The organism is Enterobacter sp. WCHEn045836 (genome assembly GCF_003965585.1).
Classification (GTDB): Bacteria; Pseudomonadota; Gammaproteobacteria; order Enterobacterales; family Enterobacteriaceae; genus Enterobacter; species Enterobacter dissolvens.
The window spans coordinates 313,651-328,933 of the sequence record NZ_RXPT01000004.1 but is presented as its reverse complement, the minus strand read 5'-3'; the positions used below and the strand labels follow the sequence as shown (position 1 = coordinate 328,933).

The following is a 15,283-nucleotide window of genomic DNA, read 5'->3' as shown; positions in this document are numbered from 1 at the left end:
CGTCGCTGTAAGTCATTCATTTTCCTGAAACAACTTTCGTCGCTTTCGGTAAAAAATTACTGGGGATCCCTCTCCTCACAGGGAGAGGGAGAAATGCACATCAACCCACAGAGCCCCACACAAGGTTCCCCTTATGGAAGGTCGCGGTGCGTGGAGATATGCGCGCCACCGCCTCGGCGGAACAGGAGGCGTCCACCAGCACAAAGCTGGCGTCGTCCTGCGCTTTCGGCCAGACGCGTTCACCTTTGTCGTTCAGCGGCAGCACGTCACCGGTCGCGATACCTAAAGCGCGGGACAGCGTCTGCTCATTAGGGCGGATATAGAGCTGGGCGTAGAGATTCGCTTTTTCCAGCATGTCCCCTAAACCGTACGGTGACCAGTGGTCGATTACGCTGTCGGTCCCCGTCATCACGAACACGCCCTTCTCACGCAGTTGCTTCAGCGGCATATGCAGAGTGCCGATGGGTACGGTGGAGGCGATAGTCACCTGCTGCGCCGCCATGCGGGTGGCAATCTCATCCACCTGTTGCTCGTTGAGCGTGGCCAGCGCAAAGGCGTGGCTGATGGTCAGTTTGCCCTTCAGTTGCGGGGTTTTCTCCACGGTTTCGACCATGTAGTTCACCGCCGCCACACCCGCCGGGCTGGTTTCGTGCAGGTGAATATCCACCCCTTTGTCGTAATCCAGCGCAATCTGGAACATGGTGTCGAGAGATTTCTCCATCGCCCCGTCAACGTTGGTGGGATCCAGCCCGCCCACGTAGTGCGCCCCGGCCTGCATCGCCTCGCGCATCAGCTTTTCGGAATTCGACAGCAGCAGGCCGTGCTGTGGAAACGCCACGATCTCGCAGTCAAATCCGGGCTTGCGGCGCGCCAGCACCGCCTGCAGGTTCTCCAGATTCTTCAGGCCCGAGACCGGCTCAATATTGCAGTGGCTGCGGGCGAGGGTGGAGCCTTTCGACTGGATCAGATCGATCAGCTTTTCGGCGCGCTCCTGGGTATAAGGCTGGAGTTCGGGGAGCAGCTTCTGCTCAAGGCGGATCATATCCTGAATGGTGGTACCCGCCGGGCGGTTGAGCGAACGCCACGGGCCGCCGTAGAAGGTTTTATCCAGGTGAATGTGCATATCGCGCATCGCCGGAAGCATCAGCTTGCCGCCCGCGTCATAGTGCGGCAGCATGGCGTCCGCGTGGTTTTTATTGTCGCGCAGGGCGACGATCTTCCCGTCTTTGATTTCGAGCGTTTTCAGCTCGGTGCGGGTGCTCGTCGCCACGCCGCCGTCGACGTTAAATCCGGCCTCCAGCAGCACGTTGTCCAGGTAGTAGTGTTTAGCGGTGATGTTCATCGGTTTGCCCGTCTCGCAGGTTGGTTTTGCGGAATCGGCAGCATACGCGACGGAACCGGTCGCGCCAAACAGCGCGCAGGCGGTGACCATTTTGCCGCTCTGGCTGATGAATTCACGGCGGCTTTTATTTTCACTCATCTTATCTTCCTTCATTAACAATATGGGTACCGGTTTCCCCGCGCAGCGCGGCGGGCAGGCAGTCTGGCGAGGTGATGATCACGCGCTTGCCGCCATGGTGTAAAAATTCCAGCGAGGCGACGATTTTGGGCAGCATGCTGCCCGCCGGGAAATGGCCCTCGTCTTTGTAACGGGTCATCTGCGCCACGCTCACCGTGTCCAGCGCCTGCTGGTTCGGCTTGCCAAAGTGGATGCACACTTTTTCGACCCCGGTGGTGATCACCAGCACGTCGGCGCGGATCTCGCGCGCCAGCAGCGCGGTGGAGAGATCTTTATCAATCACCGCGTCAACGCTCTGGTAATCGCCCTGCTCAGTGCGCACCACCGGAATACCGCCGCCGCCCGCGCCAATCACCACAAAGCCTTTTTGCGTCAGGGTCTTGATGGCATCGGCTTCAACAATGCGTAACGGCTGCGGCGAGGCCACCACGCGACGATAGCCCCGGCCAGAATCCTCAACAAAGTGCCAGTCCGGGTGCGCCTGCTGCAATTCATCGCGCTGCGCTTCGCTGAAGAACGCGCCGATGGGCTTGGTGGGGTGGCGAAAGCCCGGATCGTTTTTATCCACCTCCACCTGAGTGACGACCGTGACCGCTTTTTGCTCGCCGCGCGCGGCCAGGCGGTTGTTAAGCGCCTGCTGGATCAGGTAGCCGATACCACCCTGCGTATCCGCCACGCAGTTGGCCAGCGGCGTGAGCGGCAGTCCCTCCCGCTCGTGGGCAATTTCGGCGCGGCGGAGATCCAGCCCCACCTGGGGGCCGTTGCCATGGGTGAGCACAATGTCATAGTCGGATGCCAGCATCTCCAGCACCGACTCTGCCATCGCTTTAACCGCCTGCGCCTGATGCTCTACCGACTGGCTGGCGTTGTCTTTGATAATGCTGTTGCCGCCAATGGCGACGACCATAAGCTCTTTCATACGTTTTCCTTCGCAACAGTACCCGGCTCAGCGCTCGCCACTTCCCGGCTGTCGAGAAAATGCTTCACCACAAACATGCCGCCCATCATCAGATACGCGGTCACAAACATCAGCGAACTGCCTTCGGCAAAGCCCACCACCGGGGCGTGGATCACGCCAAACAGCGCCAGCAGCGCGCCACCGGCGGCGGCAACGGCCCCGCGCAGCGGTTTGTTGATGATGGCGAAGATGGCGATACACCCCCACAGCATGCTGGCGAGCGGTGCGCCGCTGCCCAGATGCACCAGCCCTTCGTAGTAGATCCCTTTACTGTGCAGCACGTCAGTGCCGATTTTCGTCGCGTTAGTGCCCGCCGCGCCCATCACGCTGTTCATCATGGTCAGCGCCCAGTTGGCGATCCACGGGAACAGGCAGATGAAAATCACGGGCACCTCCACTTTGGGCGTTTCCCTCACCACCTGGTTGGCGGTGACAACGCCGATAAACACCAGGATCGGCACGATGGCGGTCATCGGAATGATGGCGAGCATAAACGCCCCCAGTCCGAACAGCGGCACGATAAACATGGTCACGCCGGAGGCCAGCGTGTAGCCGATGCTGGCGCCCATCGCTTTCCAGCCCGCATGACCCACGTAGACCGTCACCGGGAACGGATTGCCCATCAGGCAGCCGAGCATGGAGGCCAGGCCGTTTGCCAGCATTACCTTGCGGGTCGGGTACTCGTCCCCCGCCGCGTGGGCGCTTTCAATGTTTTCCAGGTCAAAGATGTAGTTCGCCAGCCCCAGCGGCACAGCAGACGCCAGATACGGCAGCGCGTGCGGCAAGCCCTGCAGGAAACCTTCTACATGGACTTCGGGCGGGTTAAAGCCGAAAGAGGACATCGAGGCTTTAATTGCCTCCGGGCTTTGCAGGCCGGAGATCCACGCTAACACCGTGCCAGCAATCAACAACAGCAGACCGGTCGGGATCCTGGCGAAGATCGGTTTTTTGCCGAACCAGTTAATGAAGATCAGCAGCAGCACGATGAACGACACGGTGGGCGCTTCAAACGCCTGCAGCATCGGGTTCATCGCCAGCAGCAACAGGCCCAGGCCCGACAGACACGAGAGCAGCACGGTTCGCGGGATCATCTTGCGGATGGTCTCCCCGAGGAAAGAGCCGCCCGCCAGAATCATCGCCTCGACAAAGCACCACACCAGACCAATCTGGATGGCAAAATCCGCGTCACCGGTTTGCTGGTAGACCGGCATTAAAACCAGAAAGGTGACGGTAAAAATCGACGGCGCGCTCGGGCCAGAGGGCAGCGCAGTCACGTCCGTTCGTCCGGTGGCACGCGCCATCTGCAGGCCAAACCACGCGTAACAGATGCTCGCCACCAGCACCGCCAGCCCGAAGGCCGGCGCGATGCGTCCATAAACAATCTCCTTCGGGATGCCGACGACAAAAATGAGCAACCCCATCATGGTCAGCAAATTGGTCAGGTTGTTGGTCATCAACCCGAAATATGCCGCCCAGTCACCTCTTTTCCACTCCAGTTTCATGTTTTTCATGGATGCTTGCCTTATAAAAAGTAGCGATCGCGGAAGGTCAACAGCGCCTTTTCAAAACAGCTAAACGGCGGGTGCACAATGCCCGCGCCAATCATGCCAATACCCGCGTCTTTGTGGGCAATGGCGGTGTTAATCACCGGCAGAATGCCGCTGCCCGCGACTTTGGTGATGTCGATGGCGGTTGGAATCCCCATAAACGACAGCAGCGGAATGGTGACGTTCGGGTTTTCACCGAGGGTGATTTCGCGCATCTGGCGGGAGAAGTCGATGGCCTCTTCCACCGTGCCGCCCACCAGCGCGACAATCGCCGGGGCCGTCGCCATCGCAAAGCCGCCGATACCGTAGGTTTCCGTGATGGCGCTGTCACCGATATCCAGCCCGGAGTCTTCCGGCTTGTAACCCGCGAACATCGGGCCAATCACCTGCTGCGCCGGGCCGGTGAACCACTGCCCTGGCAGGCCAGAGACGCGCAGACCAAACTCGTAGCCGTTACGCGCCATGGTGGTGACCACGGTGCTGTACTCAATGCCGTGGGCGGCGTCCAGCGCGGCTTTACACATCGCCATCCACGTCGGGCCGGAGAAGTAGTCGCTGCTGGCGACAAACTCAAACACCTCGCGCTGCTGCGCCACCGGATACCCCGCCTGAATCAGCCCCGGCGTCAGCGCCTGGATCAGCAGCGTGGTGCCCGCGTTGTTGCGGTTGTGGCATTCGTCACCCATGTGCAGCGCCTGGGCCAGCATCAGGCGCAGATCGATTTCGCCGATAATCTTCATGGCATCGCGCAGCATTGGGCCGAGCACGTCGCGCATCCAGTTCAGACGGTCGATAACACTCTGATCGTTGGCGCCCATGCGCAGGATCTTCGCCATCTGCTCGCTGAGGTTGGTATAAGCACGGTTGCCGTAGGTTTTGTTCTCAACGATATGCATAAACATCGACGCGGAGGTGACGCCTGCCATCGAGCCCACGCAGTCGTGCTCGTGGCACGGCGAGAAGGTGATGTCGCCTGAAGCCGCCAGCTTTGCTGCCGCCTCCAGATCGTCCGCCAGTCCTTCAAACACCAACGCGCCAGTGACCGCCCCTTTCATCGCGCCACACATGTTTTCCCAGCTCACCGGAGGACCGGCATGCAGAATGGTGGTACGGGTCATCCCCGGCACAACGTTAATCGCCTGGTCGTACCCCACCAGCACCGGGTGGGACTGAATGATGCGCTCCAGCGCAATCTTGTTGGCGGCGGCGATCTTCGCTGCCAGCGGCTCCGCGGCCAGCTGGTCGAGCGCGTCGACGATCTGCATATTGCCCTGCCCCGGCGGTGCCCAGTCGAGTTGGGTAACGGGGACGTGCTGTTTTTTGAGGTCATCGCTGAACAGCGCAATACCGACGTTAATGACGTTCAGCGGTTGGTTGAATAAGGTGGTCATCAGGCGTTCTCCCCTTTGCAGACAAATTCGCGAGCCAGTAATCCGGTGTTGGTACTGCTGCTGGCCCAGATCACGCCGGCATCGGTCAGAAGCTGACACTGCTGCGCCAGTGACTGGGGATCCTGGTCGGTACCCAGCACGTAGCCGAGAATTTCCAGCGGACGGTTGTCGGCTTTCGCAATCGCCTGCGCCTCTTTAATGGCATCGAGCATCACGCCGACCGGATCCTCATGCGCACCAAAGCCCAGCACGAAGTCCATAACAATCACGCCCACTTCCGGGTCGCGCGCCTCCTGCAGCAGGCGGCTGATGCGGTTGGTTGGGTCGATCATCGGGTGCGGCTTGCCGTTGGTGAAATCGTCATCACCAAAATCGAGGAAGGTGTGAGCCTGACTGACGTTAATGTCGCGCAGGCGTTTCGCCGGATCGGGCTGAATGTTGCTGTAGACGTCGTCGTACTTCTCAAGCGCGGCGAACATGGCTTCATCACACAGAGTGCCGCCACAGAACAGACCGCGAATGTATTTCTGCTGCGGAGTGAGACGGGCGCGCACCTCTTCAATCAGCGGCCAGTTGAGCGGATGCAGGTCAAGGGACGCTTTGTTGATACCGGTGAGCAGCACGGCCTTCAGGGCCGCCTCTTTGGTGCCGCGGGCAAACTGCAGGCCGTCTTCATCGGCGGGCGGTTCGTTGCGGCCAAGGAAACAGGCGATGACCGGTTTGCGGCAGGCCCGGGCGCGCGCCAGCACTTTTTCTGCCACCGCGGGTGCAGGCGGTTTGGAGATCAGCACGACGACCTGGGTGGCATCGTCGGCCTCCAGCATGTCGATGGCGTCGAGCATCATCAGACCGCCGATCTTTTCACTGAGATCGCGCCCGCCGGTGCCTATCAGCTGCGACACGCCGCCACCAAATTCATGAATGCGCACGCTCAGCTCCTGGCTGCCGGTGCCGGACGCCCCGACAATGCCTGTCGACCCGCGGCGTACGGCGTTGGCGAAGCACAGTCCTGCGCCGTTGATAATGGCAGTGCCGCAGTCTGGCCCCATCATCAGCAGCCCTTTCTGGTGCGCCAGCTGCTTGAGCGCCAGCTCGTCGTCGAGGGATACGTTATCGGAAAAGAGCATCACGTTGAGATCGTTTTCCAGCGCCTTGCGCGCTTCGCGTGCCGCAAACATGCCGTTTACTGAAATCACCGCCAGGTTGCTGTCGGGACGGTGGGCTTTCGCGCTGGCCAGAGTCGCGTAGCGTGCTTCATGGGTGCCCTCGCGCTCTTTTCGGGCGAATAACGCTTCAATCGCCGCCAGGGTTTCATCATTAGCCGCGTCGCCTTTAATGACGATCATCAGATCGCCGTTTTTCGCATCCTCTAATTCTGGCGTTAACAGCCCGAGATTTTTTAATACGCCTTTATTCATCTCCGTCGCCATCGCCACAAACGCCTGCTCAACGCCTGGCAATTTATTGGCTTTGGTGGAAACGGACATTAATGAGACGGAGTCAAAATACGTGTTCTTTTTAATCACGATTTTTGTGGGCATTATTTTCTCCTGAATGCGGATAAAAGGGGGCCGCCGTCGTGCAAAATGCACGTCGGAAAAATACGTTTGAAATGAGGGCCAGCCGGAAACAGGCTGGCCGAATAAATTACGCGCCCGCCGCCAGCAGCAGGTCAGCTATCGCGTGGTAGCCTTTTTCCCGCGCCAGTTCGAGCGGGGTTTTACCGTATTTATCGGTCATGTGCGGATTCGCACCGTGGTCCAGCAGCAGCTTCACGATCGCCTGCTGTTTCGGGCCGCCGTCATTCAGGACGATAGCTTCCAGCAGCGGCGTCCAGCCGACAAAGTTGGTGTGATTAACGTTGATATCGGTCTTTTCCAGCAGCTCGCGGACAATCTCCACATGCCCTTTCTCACTGGCGGGCGTAATTCCCACCCCGCCGAAGCGCGTCAGACGGTCCAGATCCGGGTTGGCGGGCAGAACAAGCCGCAGCAGGGTTAAATCATTGGTCAGGCAGCTGATCAGGAAGGGGTTAAAACAGGTCTGGTCCTGTTTATCGATATCCGCACCGGCGTCAATTAATAACGCGACACAGGGGTAATGTTTTTTCAGGCTGGCAATAACAATGGCGGTTCTTTTCTGACGGTTGGTGGCGTTAATATCGACACCTTTCTCCAGGCAGGCTTTTAGCGCGTCGACATTACCCTGCTCTGCCGCCAGTAAAAATTCCGTCACAAGTTCGTTCGCAGACATACAGACTCCCGATGGTGTGTTGCTGATGACCTGAGAATAGCAACAGCCCTTTCAGAAAAGAATCCGCTTAAAAATCATTCATCGACAGTCAATTCATTGTTGAGTTAAATTCAACGGTTCAGCTAAAACGTGCGTCTGTGCAACCTTTTTCTTATGGGTAAGCGTTTTTTCAGGCCATTCACGGCATTTTGCTTATGACCAAAGAAGCCTTGCATAACAAGGCCTGTAGCTAAACATCAGAACTGTGACCGCCGTCAAATGCGTTGTTGCGCCGCTGTTAAAATATGTTCAAAACTGATGGCAACCCGGAGCCGTAATATGAATTCCATCTTTACTGAAGAGAATCTGCTGGCCTTCACCACGGCGGCGCGTTTTGGCAGTTTCAGCAAAGCCGCCGCCGAGCTGGGTGTGACCACGTCGGCCATCAGTTACACCATCAAACGAATGGAGACCGGGCTGGATGTGGTGCTGTTTGTGCGTAACACCCGCAGCATTGAGTTGACCGAGTCCGGCTTTTACTTTTACCGCAAGGCCACCGATCTGCTGAATGATTTCTATGCCATCAGGCGTGGGATAGACACCATCTCTCAGGGCATCGAGGCGCGGGTACGCATCTGCATCAATCAGCTTTTGTATACCCCACGCCATACCGCGCGGCTGCTGCAGGTGCTGAAAAAGCAGTTTCCCACCTGCCAGATCACCGTCACCACGGAGGTCTATAACGGCGTCTGGGACTCAATCATCAATAACCAGGCCAATATCGCGATTGGCGCGCCGGATACGCTTCTTGACGGCGGCGGCATTGATTACACGGAGATTGGCGCTATCCGCTGGGTATTCGCCATCGCGCCGGAACACCCGCTGGCGTTTGTCCCGGAACCGATCGCGGAAAGCCAGCTGCGCCTGTACCCGAACATCATGGTGGAGGACACCGCGCACACCATTAATAAGAAGGTGGGCTGGCTGCTGCACGGGCAGGAGGCGATTCTGGTGCCGGATTTTAACACTAAGTGCCAGTGTCAGATTCTGGGGGAAGGGATCGGCTTTTTGCCGGAATACATGGCCCGGGAGGCCGTGGCAGACGGGATGCTGGTGACGCGACGCATTAATAACCCACGTCAGGATTCGCGCATGCTGCTTGCCACACAGCATGCGGCGACCGGCCAGGTTACGCGCTGGATCAAACAGCAGTTCGGCCCGCAGGGCGTACTGACCGGGATCTACAGCGACTTACTGTGGCGTACCTAGCTTCTCGTCTGAACCCAAAACGCGTGGATAAGTCCTGGGAAGTAGCCCAGTATGGTCAGAAGGATGTTCAGGATAAATGCCCAGCCCAGGCCCTTGCCAAGCAGTACGCCCAGCGGCGGGAGAATAATCGTAAAAACAACACGCCAAAAACCCATAAAGACTCCGTGCAAGCTAACCAATTGAAAATTATAAAAGACACTTCTTTAAGCGTAGCCAGTTTACGGGTAACTGCCATTCGACTGGCGCGCTTTTACCTGCCTTTACCCTCTTTACACTGGCTTAAATCCTTCCTTAAATGCTCTACTACACAAAACACGACCGTAAGGAAACACCATGTCTCTTCCTCTGATTACGCCACAGCAGGCAAACGCGCTTATTAATGACGGCGCAAAACTGATTGATATTCGCGATCCTGACGAATATGCCCGCGAGCATATTCCCGCCGCACAGTCCGTGCCGCTGGACACCTTACCCGGCGCACTGAACGCCGGGGCGGGTGAAACGGTGATTTTTCACTGCCAGTCCGGGGCCAGAACATCTAACAACGCCGCACGGCTTGCCCAGGCGGCGTCGCCTGCTCAGGCCCTGGTGGTCGAGGGCGGTATTCAGGGCTGGAAACAGGCCGGGCTGCCGACCGTGGAAGATAAATCCCAGCCGCTGCCGCTGATGCGTCAGGTGCAGATTGCTGCCGGGCTGCTGATTCTGTGCGGCGTGGTGCTGGGCTATACGCTCTCCAGCGGCTTTTTCCTGCTGAGCGGTTTTGTCGGTGCCGGGCTCCTGTTTGCTGGCCTGACCGGTTTTTGCGGCATGGCAAGACTGCTCAAGGTAATGCCGTGGAACAGGCATACTTCATAAGCAGTAATCGATGAACCAGACTGTACCCGGCGTGTGACGTGGGCTACAGTGAAGATCGCTAAAACGATGAGGAGGTTCTATGTTTTCTGTCGGTGATTATGTGCAACCGCGCCAGGGCGGCCCGAAACTGAAAGTGCTCGAAGTGAATGGAGATAGCATTGTGGCCGTTCAGGCCAGCAATGAGCAGGGCGAGAAATATACCCTGAAAGCAGCGGATGTTGCGCTGTACACCGAAGAAGGGGATTTCGGCGTCTGCTAAACAGACAACCGGGCGGAGTCTTCCGCCCGGCTCACGCATTAAATCAGAAAATCATCCAGTGATTTACCGTTTTCCAGCGCGTTGGCAATAGGCTTTGGCGTACGGCCCTGGCCGGTCCACGTTTTCTCTTCGCCATTCTGGTCAATAAAGCGATATTTCGCTTCACGGGCTTTACGTTTTTTCGCGGTCTTACCTGCGTGCGCCAGCTCTGAACCCAGCAGATCGGACGGTGAAATACCATCGGCTTTCATCCGTTCCAGCAGAGCATTAATTTTCTCCTGCTGCTCAGCACGCTGTTGCTCTAATTCCGCCTGCTCACTACGTTTCTCTTCAGCAACGACCCTGACTTTTTCCAGCATTTCCTCAAGAACGTCCAGGGATAATTCACGCGCCATCGCACGCAGAGTTCGGATATTATTAAGATTCTGTAACGTCAAAGACATATTATTTGAAAACCTTTTAAGTGGTGAGTCGTATAATCAAAGGGAAGAATAATTCATTTCTCACGCAATATCCACCCATCGACGCTTTTTGTCATTATTGTAAATATCTTAAAAGACGCCATTTATATATCCGCTAAAAGCGTTGCCAGCGTGTGTGAAATAAATCATTACACCAATATAAACGGTCAGTTTTAAGACAAATCACAGAACGGTGTACTGCACACGGAGCTCCGCGTTATCGCCTCTGTAACAAACCAATCAACTAATTGATTTTTCTCGACAAAAAGACATACGAGAAACAAAATAACGAAGCGAGCAAAAAACAACCAACTTAAGAGGATTTTGTGGATAAAACGCGCATAAATAAAAATTTATCACTAGTTGTTAGTTTAAAGACAGAGAGATACGCTATACAAGTCAAACAAACCAACCCAAACCACTAAGAACATCACTTTTGTGCGTCTCAAGGAGTTCAGCCATGTTCTCACCGCAATCTCGCCTGCGCCACGCGGTAGCGGATACTTTCGCGATGGTTGTCTACTGTTCCGTCGTGAACATGCTGATTGAAATATTCCTCTCCGGGATGACCTTTGAGCAGTCACTTTCATCTCGTCTGGTGGCGATCCCGGTCAACATTATTATCGCATGGCCTTATGGTTTATACCGTGATGCCGTGATGCGCTTCGCCCGCCGCATCAGCCCGTCTGGCTGGATGAAAAACCTGGCGGATGTGCTGGCTTATGTGACGTTTCAGTCGCCGGTGTATGTGGCAATCCTGTTGACGGTAGGTGCAGACTGGCATCAGATTGCCGCGGCGGTGAGCTCGAATATCGTGGTTTCGATGTTGATGGGCGCGGTGTACGGCTATTTCCTCGACTACTGTCGTCGCCTTTTCAGGGTCAGCCAGTACAGCCAGGCAAAAGCATAATATGAAGCGACTGGCGTATGCCAGTCGCAGAGTTATTGTGCGTCGCCAAACAGCCCTTTCAGAAACCGCTCCAGCGCCATACGCGAGCTAAAACCATGCGGAATACCATAATGCTCATGCGTCTCGCCGCCTAAATAGAGCGGAAATTGCTGGTAGTGATCGCAGGTTTTAATATCCGAGGCAGGCTCAGCAAATGACAGACTTCTGTCTTTCAGCGTCGGGTGAATAATGAGAGCGGTACGCCCCATTCTGGCTTCACGATTCACGTAAACATAATTCTCGCCACGGCGATAGCCATACGCTTTTGGCGTCACTTCATCCATGGTGAATCCCGCTTTTTCAAGAACGCGTGCCACCTCATCCGGTCGTAAATACATATCTTTTCCTCGTTATCTTTTCCTGCCCGGCAACCTTACAGTATTCAGCATTAGCAGGGCTTTCAGAATATTCCATAAACGACCTGATGAGTCGTGACTCGCTTCAGATATTAAATTTCTGAACTAAACTAAACCGGAAGACAAAATTATGGAGGATCGTATGTTTAACAGACCGAACCGAAACGATATTAACGACGACGCTCAGGATATTCGTAATGATGTCAGCAAATTAGCGGACACGCTGGAAGAGGTGCTGAAATCCTGGGGCTCCGATGCGAAGGACGATGCGGAGGCCGCAAAACGTAAGGCTCAGTCTCTGCTGCGTGAAACCCGTGCCCGTATACATGGCCGTTCACGCGCCACCCAGGCTGCCTGCGACATGGCGAGTTGCGCGACTACCTTCGTCCGTGAAAAACCGCTGTGTACGCTCGGCACGGTCGCGGCGGTCGGCATTTTTGTTGGCGCCCTGCTTAGCCTGCGTAAGTAAGCGCGCGCGTTATCAGCTCCGGTTGCCTCTGGTGCCGGGGCTTTTCTTTGCCTGAAAGCCTGAAAAATCCGTACAGCCCGCCCTGCCCCGCTGTGCTCATCATTGGGGCGTCATCAATCAAAATTTCCCATATCTTGTATGGTTGAAACTTATCACAACTACATCTAGTATTCCTTTTAGCAAGACACACACAACCTGACGCGATGCTTCGCGCCGTTCTCTCATTTTAAATGGAAATACGAATCATGAGCATTATTATTTACACTCGTAACGATTGTGTTCAGTGCCACGCGACCAAACGCGCTATGGAAAGCCGCGGGGTGGACTTTGAGATGGTGAATATCGATCTGGTGCCCGAGGCGGCCGATACCCTGCGCGCCCAGGGATTTCGCCAGCTGCCGGTGGTGGTGGCCGGTGAAACCAGCTGGTCTGGCTTCCGCCCGGATATGATTAACCGCCTCGCCGCGCAGGCCGCAAGGGCATGAGCGGGCTGGTCTACTTCTCCAGCAGCTCGGAAAACACGCTTCGCTTTATCGAGCGCGTCGGGCTGCCTGCGGTACGCATTCCGCTCAACGAGCGGGAGCGTATTCGGGTAGACGCCCCTTACATCCTGGTGGTTCCCAGCTATGGCGGCGGCGGTACGGCAGGCGCAGTACCGCGTCAGGTGATCCGCTTTCTCAACGATCCCCACAACCGCGCGCTTATCCGCGGCGTGATTGCGGCGGGCAATCGTAATTTCGGCGACGCCTTCGGTCGCGCCGGGGATGTCATCTCTCAAAAATGCGGCGTGCCGTATCTCTATCGCTTTGAACTGATGGGGACACAGCAGGACGTAGAGAACGTGCGTAAAGGAGTAAACGAATTTTGGCAACGACAACCGCAGAACGCGTAATGCAGGCGACACCGGATTACCACGCCTTAAACGCGATGCTTAACCTCTACGATCGCGAGGGGCGCATCCAGTTTGGTAAAGATCATGACGCCGTGGACGCCTTTTTTGTCGCCCACGTCCGTCCCAACAGCATGACGTTCGCCAGCCAGAACGCACGTCTCGACTATCTGGTCAACGAAGGGTATTACGAAGAACGCGTGCTCGCCCGCTACGACCGCGCCTTTGTGGTCAGGTTATTTGAGCGGGCCCACGCCAGCGGTTTTCGGTTCCAGACGTTTCTTGGCGCCTGGAAGTACTACACCAGCTACACCCTGAAAACCTTCGACGGCAAACGCTATCTTGAAAGCTTTGAAGATCGCGTGGTGATGGTGGCGCTGACGCTGGCCCAGGGCGACGAATCCCTGGCTGAACAACTGACGGATGAGATCCTCTCCGGGCGCTTCCAGCCGGCCACGCCAACCTTCCTTAACTGCGGCAAGGCCCAGCGCGGCGAGCTGGTCTCCTGCTTCCTGCTGCGAATTGAAGACAATATGGAGTCGATTGGCCGCGCGGTGAATTCGGCGTTGCAGCTCTCAAAGCGCGGCGGTGGCGTGGCGTTTTTGCTGTCTAACCTGCGTGAAGCGGGTGCGCCGATTAAGCGCATTGAGAACCAGTCCTCCGGCGTGATCCCGGTGATGAAGATGCTGGAAGATGCCTTCTCCTATGCCAACCAGCTTGGCGCGCGTCAGGGGGCCGGGGCGGTCTACCTGCACGCCCACCACCCGGACATTCTGCGTTTTCTGGATACCAAACGTGAAAACGCCGACGAAAAAATCCGTATCAAAACCCTGTCGCTTGGGGTGGTGATCCCGGATATCACCTTTAAACTGGCCAAAGAGAATGCCGACATGGCGCTGTTCTCGCCGTATGACATTGAACACCTCTACGGCAAGGCATTTGGCGACGTGGCGATAAGCGAGCTGTACGACGAGCTGGTTGCCGACGATCGCATTCGCAAAAAATACATCAACGCCCGCGATTTCTTCCAGCGGCTTGCCGAAATTCAGTTTGAGTCCGGCTATCCGTACATCATGTACGAGGACACGGTGAACCGCGCAAATCCAATCGCCGGGCGCATCAATATGAGCAACCTCTGTTCGGAGATTTTGCAGGTCAACAGTGCGTCTGCCTATGACGAGAATCTGGACTACGCCGACATCGGCAAAGATATCTCCTGCAACCTCGGATCGCTGAATATCGCCCACACCATGGATTCACCGGATTTTGGCCGCACGGTAGAAACGGCCATTCGCGGGCTGACGGCGGTGTCCGACATGAGCCACATCCGTAGCGTGCCATCCATTGAAGCGGGTAACGCCGCATCGCACGCCATCGGTCTTGGACAGATGAACCTGCACGGCTATCTGGCGCGGGAAGGCATCGCCTACGGTACCCCGGAAGGGCTGGATTTCACCAATCTCTATTTTTACACCATCACCTGGCATGCGCTGCATACCTCAATGATGCTGGCGCGCGAGCGCAACCAGCGCTTCGCAGGCTTTGAACAGTCGCGCTATGCCAGCGGGGAATATTTCAGTCAGTATCTGGAGGGTGACTGGCAGCCGAAAACCGAACAAGTACGCAAACTGTTTGCCCGTGCAGGGATTACCCTGCCGACGCGGGAAATGTGGCAGCAGCTGCGTGACGATGTCATGCGCCACGGCATCTATAACCAGAACCTGCAGGCGGTACCGCCCACCGGCTCTATCTCCTACATCAACCACGCCACGTCGAGCATCCACCCGATTGTGTCGAAAATTGAGATCCGCAAGGAGGGCAAAACCGGGCGCGTTTACTACCCTGCCCCGTTTATGACCAACGAGAACCTGGCGCTGTATCAGGACGCGTATGAGATTGGCCCGGAAAAAATCATCGATACCTACGCCGAGGCGACCCGACACGTGGATCAGGGTCTGTCGCTGACGCTCTTCTTCCCGGACACGGCCACCACGCGGGATATCAACAAAGCGCAGATTTATGCCTGGAAGAAAGGCATTAAAACGCTCTATTACATTCGCCTGCGCCAGCTTGCGCTGGAAGGCACCGAAATCGAAGGCTGCGTGTCCTGCGCGCTGTAAGGAGAAAGG

The 15,283-nt window shown here is 56.6% G+C and carries 17 protein-coding genes; 8 read left to right on the top strand and 9 right to left on the bottom strand.

Going from position 1 to position 15,283, the window contains the following annotated elements; genetic code table 11:
* Nucleotides 1-100: 100 nt before the first annotated feature.
* The 6 genes from EKN38_RS07745 to EKN38_RS07720 all read right to left on the bottom strand — a co-directional run bounded on the left by EKN38_RS07745 (nt 101) and on the right by EKN38_RS07720 (nt 7,668).
* Nucleotides 101-1,480, bottom strand: a complete 1,380-nt coding sequence (locus tag EKN38_RS07745) for an amidohydrolase family protein (RefSeq protein ID WP_014832994.1) — start codon at nt 1,478-1,480, stop codon at nt 101-103.
* A gap of 1 nt (nt 1,481) precedes the next feature.
* Nucleotides 1,482-2,438 (bottom strand): carbamate kinase family protein, encoded by a 957-nt coding sequence (locus tag EKN38_RS07740; protein WP_014832995.1) that lies wholly within the window; start codon nt 2,436-2,438, stop codon nt 1,482-1,484.
* Nucleotides 2,435-3,988, bottom strand: a complete 1,554-nt coding sequence (locus tag EKN38_RS07735) for a hypothetical protein (protein ID WP_014832996.1) — start codon at nt 3,986-3,988, stop codon at nt 2,435-2,437. Before EKN38_RS07735 ends, EKN38_RS07740 begins: the two co-directional genes overlap by 4 nt.
* Before the next feature lie 11 nt (nt 3,989-3,999).
* Nucleotides 4,000-5,415, bottom strand: a complete 1,416-nt coding sequence (locus tag EKN38_RS07730; RefSeq protein ID WP_014832997.1) for a DUF1116 domain-containing protein — start codon at nt 5,413-5,415, stop codon at nt 4,000-4,002.
* Nucleotides 5,415-6,956 carry an acyl-CoA synthetase FdrA gene (gene fdrA, locus EKN38_RS07725; RefSeq protein WP_014832998.1) on the bottom strand — a complete coding sequence of 514 codons (1,542 nt, stop codon included), beginning with the start codon at nt 6,954-6,956 and terminating at the stop codon, nt 5,415-5,417. The genes EKN38_RS07730 and fdrA overlap by 1 nt, the downstream gene beginning before the upstream one ends.
* 106 nt (nt 6,957-7,062) lie before the next feature.
* The gene (locus tag EKN38_RS07720; RefSeq protein ID WP_014832999.1) at nt 7,063-7,668 is read right to left on the bottom strand and encodes an ankyrin repeat domain-containing protein; all 606 of its coding nucleotides are present in this window, start codon (nt 7,666-7,668) and stop codon (nt 7,063-7,065) included.
* Nucleotides 7,669-7,986: 318 nt separating this feature from the next.
* Here EKN38_RS07720 and EKN38_RS07715 point away from each other — a divergent pair, with 318 nt between their 5' ends.
* Nucleotides 7,987-8,916 (top strand): LysR substrate-binding domain-containing protein, encoded by a 930-nt coding sequence (locus tag EKN38_RS07715; RefSeq protein ID WP_014833000.1) that lies wholly within the window; start codon nt 7,987-7,989, stop codon nt 8,914-8,916.
* On the opposite strand, the gene EKN38_RS07710 is transcribed toward EKN38_RS07715, so the two are convergent.
* Nucleotides 8,913-9,071 (bottom strand): YqaE/Pmp3 family membrane protein, encoded by a 159-nt coding sequence (locus tag EKN38_RS07710; RefSeq protein WP_014833001.1) that lies wholly within the window; start codon nt 9,069-9,071, stop codon nt 8,913-8,915. The genes EKN38_RS07715 and EKN38_RS07710 overlap by 4 nt on opposite strands.
* A gap of 178 nt (nt 9,072-9,249) precedes the next feature.
* On the opposite strand from EKN38_RS07710, the gene EKN38_RS07705 reads away from it, so the two are divergent.
* A complete protein-coding gene (locus tag EKN38_RS07705) occupies nt 9,250-9,771 on the top strand; it encodes a rhodanese family protein (RefSeq protein ID WP_014833002.1) in 522 nt (173 codons plus the stop codon).
* A gap of 79 nt (nt 9,772-9,850) precedes the next feature.
* On the top strand, nt 9,851-10,030 hold the full coding sequence (locus EKN38_RS07700) for a hypothetical protein (protein ID WP_014833003.1): 180 nt from the start codon (nt 9,851-9,853) through the stop codon (nt 10,028-10,030).
* 38 nt (nt 10,031-10,068) lie between these two features.
* Here the strand turns inward: EKN38_RS07700 and stpA are convergent, their stop codons facing one another.
* Nucleotides 10,069-10,473, bottom strand: coding sequence for a DNA-binding protein StpA (stpA, locus tag EKN38_RS07695; protein WP_014833004.1), 405 nt, complete (start codon nt 10,471-10,473; stop codon nt 10,069-10,071).
* Nucleotides 10,474-10,951: 478 nt separating this feature from the next.
* On the opposite strand from stpA, the gene alaE reads away from it, so the two are divergent.
* Nucleotides 10,952-11,401, top strand: coding sequence for an L-alanine exporter AlaE (alaE, locus tag EKN38_RS07690; RefSeq protein WP_014833005.1), 450 nt, complete (start codon nt 10,952-10,954; stop codon nt 11,399-11,401).
* Between the two features lie 32 nt (nt 11,402-11,433).
* Here the strand turns inward: alaE and EKN38_RS07685 are convergent, their stop codons facing one another.
* A complete protein-coding gene (locus tag EKN38_RS07685; RefSeq protein WP_013098417.1) occupies nt 11,434-11,778 on the bottom strand; it encodes a DUF2002 family protein in 345 nt (114 codons plus the stop codon).
* A gap of 160 nt (nt 11,779-11,938) precedes the next feature.
* Between EKN38_RS07685 and EKN38_RS07680 the strand changes: the two genes are divergently transcribed.
* The 4 genes from EKN38_RS07680 to nrdE all read left to right on the top strand — a co-directional run bounded on the left by EKN38_RS07680 (nt 11,939) and on the right by nrdE (nt 15,274).
* Complete coding sequence (locus EKN38_RS07680) at nt 11,939-12,265, top strand: DUF883 domain-containing protein (protein WP_014833006.1); 327 nt, start codon at nt 11,939-11,941, stop codon at nt 12,263-12,265.
* A gap of 245 nt (nt 12,266-12,510) precedes the next feature.
* Nucleotides 12,511-12,750, top strand: a complete 240-nt coding sequence (gene nrdH, locus EKN38_RS07675) for a glutaredoxin-like protein NrdH (protein WP_013098419.1) — start codon at nt 12,511-12,513, stop codon at nt 12,748-12,750.
* The gene (nrdI, locus tag EKN38_RS07670) at nt 12,747-13,157 is read left to right on the top strand and encodes a class Ib ribonucleoside-diphosphate reductase assembly flavoprotein NrdI (RefSeq protein WP_014833007.1); all 411 of its coding nucleotides are present in this window, start codon (nt 12,747-12,749) and stop codon (nt 13,155-13,157) included. The genes nrdH and nrdI overlap by 4 nt, the downstream gene beginning before the upstream one ends.
* Nucleotides 13,130-15,274, top strand: a complete 2,145-nt coding sequence (gene nrdE, locus EKN38_RS07665; RefSeq protein ID WP_043951686.1) for a class 1b ribonucleoside-diphosphate reductase subunit alpha — start codon at nt 13,130-13,132, stop codon at nt 15,272-15,274. Before nrdI ends, nrdE begins: the two co-directional genes overlap by 28 nt.
* The last annotated feature ends 9 nt before the right edge of the window (nt 15,275-15,283 follow it).

Coding starts and splice junctions, on each gene's coding strand:
- EKN38_RS07745 (WP_014832994.1), bottom strand. CDS start 1,480: ATGAGTGAAAATAAAAGCCGCCGTGAATTCATCAGCCAGAGCGGCAAA.
- EKN38_RS07680 (WP_014833006.1), top strand. CDS start 11,939: ATGTTTAACAGACCGAACCGAAACGATATTAACGACGACGCTCAGGAT.
- nrdI (WP_014833007.1), top strand. CDS start 12,747: ATGAGCGGGCTGGTCTACTTCTCCAGCAGCTCGGAAAACACGCTTCGC.
- EKN38_RS07705 (WP_014833002.1), top strand. CDS start 9,250: ATGTCTCTTCCTCTGATTACGCCACAGCAGGCAAACGCGCTTATTAAT.
- EKN38_RS07735 (WP_014832996.1), bottom strand. CDS start 3,988: ATGAAAAACATGAAACTGGAGTGGAAAAGAGGTGACTGGGCGGCATAT.
- fdrA (WP_014832998.1), bottom strand. CDS start 6,956: ATGCCCACAAAAATCGTGATTAAAAAGAACACGTATTTTGACTCCGTC.
- EKN38_RS07710 (WP_014833001.1), bottom strand. CDS start 9,071: ATGGGTTTTTGGCGTGTTGTTTTTACGATTATTCTCCCGCCGCTGGGC.
- nrdH (WP_013098419.1), top strand. CDS start 12,511: ATGAGCATTATTATTTACACTCGTAACGATTGTGTTCAGTGCCACGCG.
- EKN38_RS07740 (WP_014832995.1), bottom strand. CDS start 2,438: ATGAAAGAGCTTATGGTCGTCGCCATTGGCGGCAACAGCATTATCAAA.
- EKN38_RS07720 (WP_014832999.1), bottom strand. CDS start 7,668: ATGTCTGCGAACGAACTTGTGACGGAATTTTTACTGGCGGCAGAGCAG.
- EKN38_RS07700 (WP_014833003.1), top strand. CDS start 9,851: ATGTTTTCTGTCGGTGATTATGTGCAACCGCGCCAGGGCGGCCCGAAA.
- EKN38_RS07730 (WP_014832997.1), bottom strand. CDS start 5,415: ATGACCACCTTATTCAACCAACCGCTGAACGTCATTAACGTCGGTATT.
- EKN38_RS07715 (WP_014833000.1), top strand. CDS start 7,987: ATGAATTCCATCTTTACTGAAGAGAATCTGCTGGCCTTCACCACGGCG.
- alaE (WP_014833005.1), top strand. CDS start 10,952: ATGTTCTCACCGCAATCTCGCCTGCGCCACGCGGTAGCGGATACTTTC.
- stpA (WP_014833004.1), bottom strand. CDS start 10,473: ATGTCTTTGACGTTACAGAATCTTAATAATATCCGAACTCTGCGTGCG.
- EKN38_RS07685 (WP_013098417.1), bottom strand. CDS start 11,778: ATGTATTTACGACCGGATGAGGTGGCACGCGTTCTTGAAAAAGCGGGA.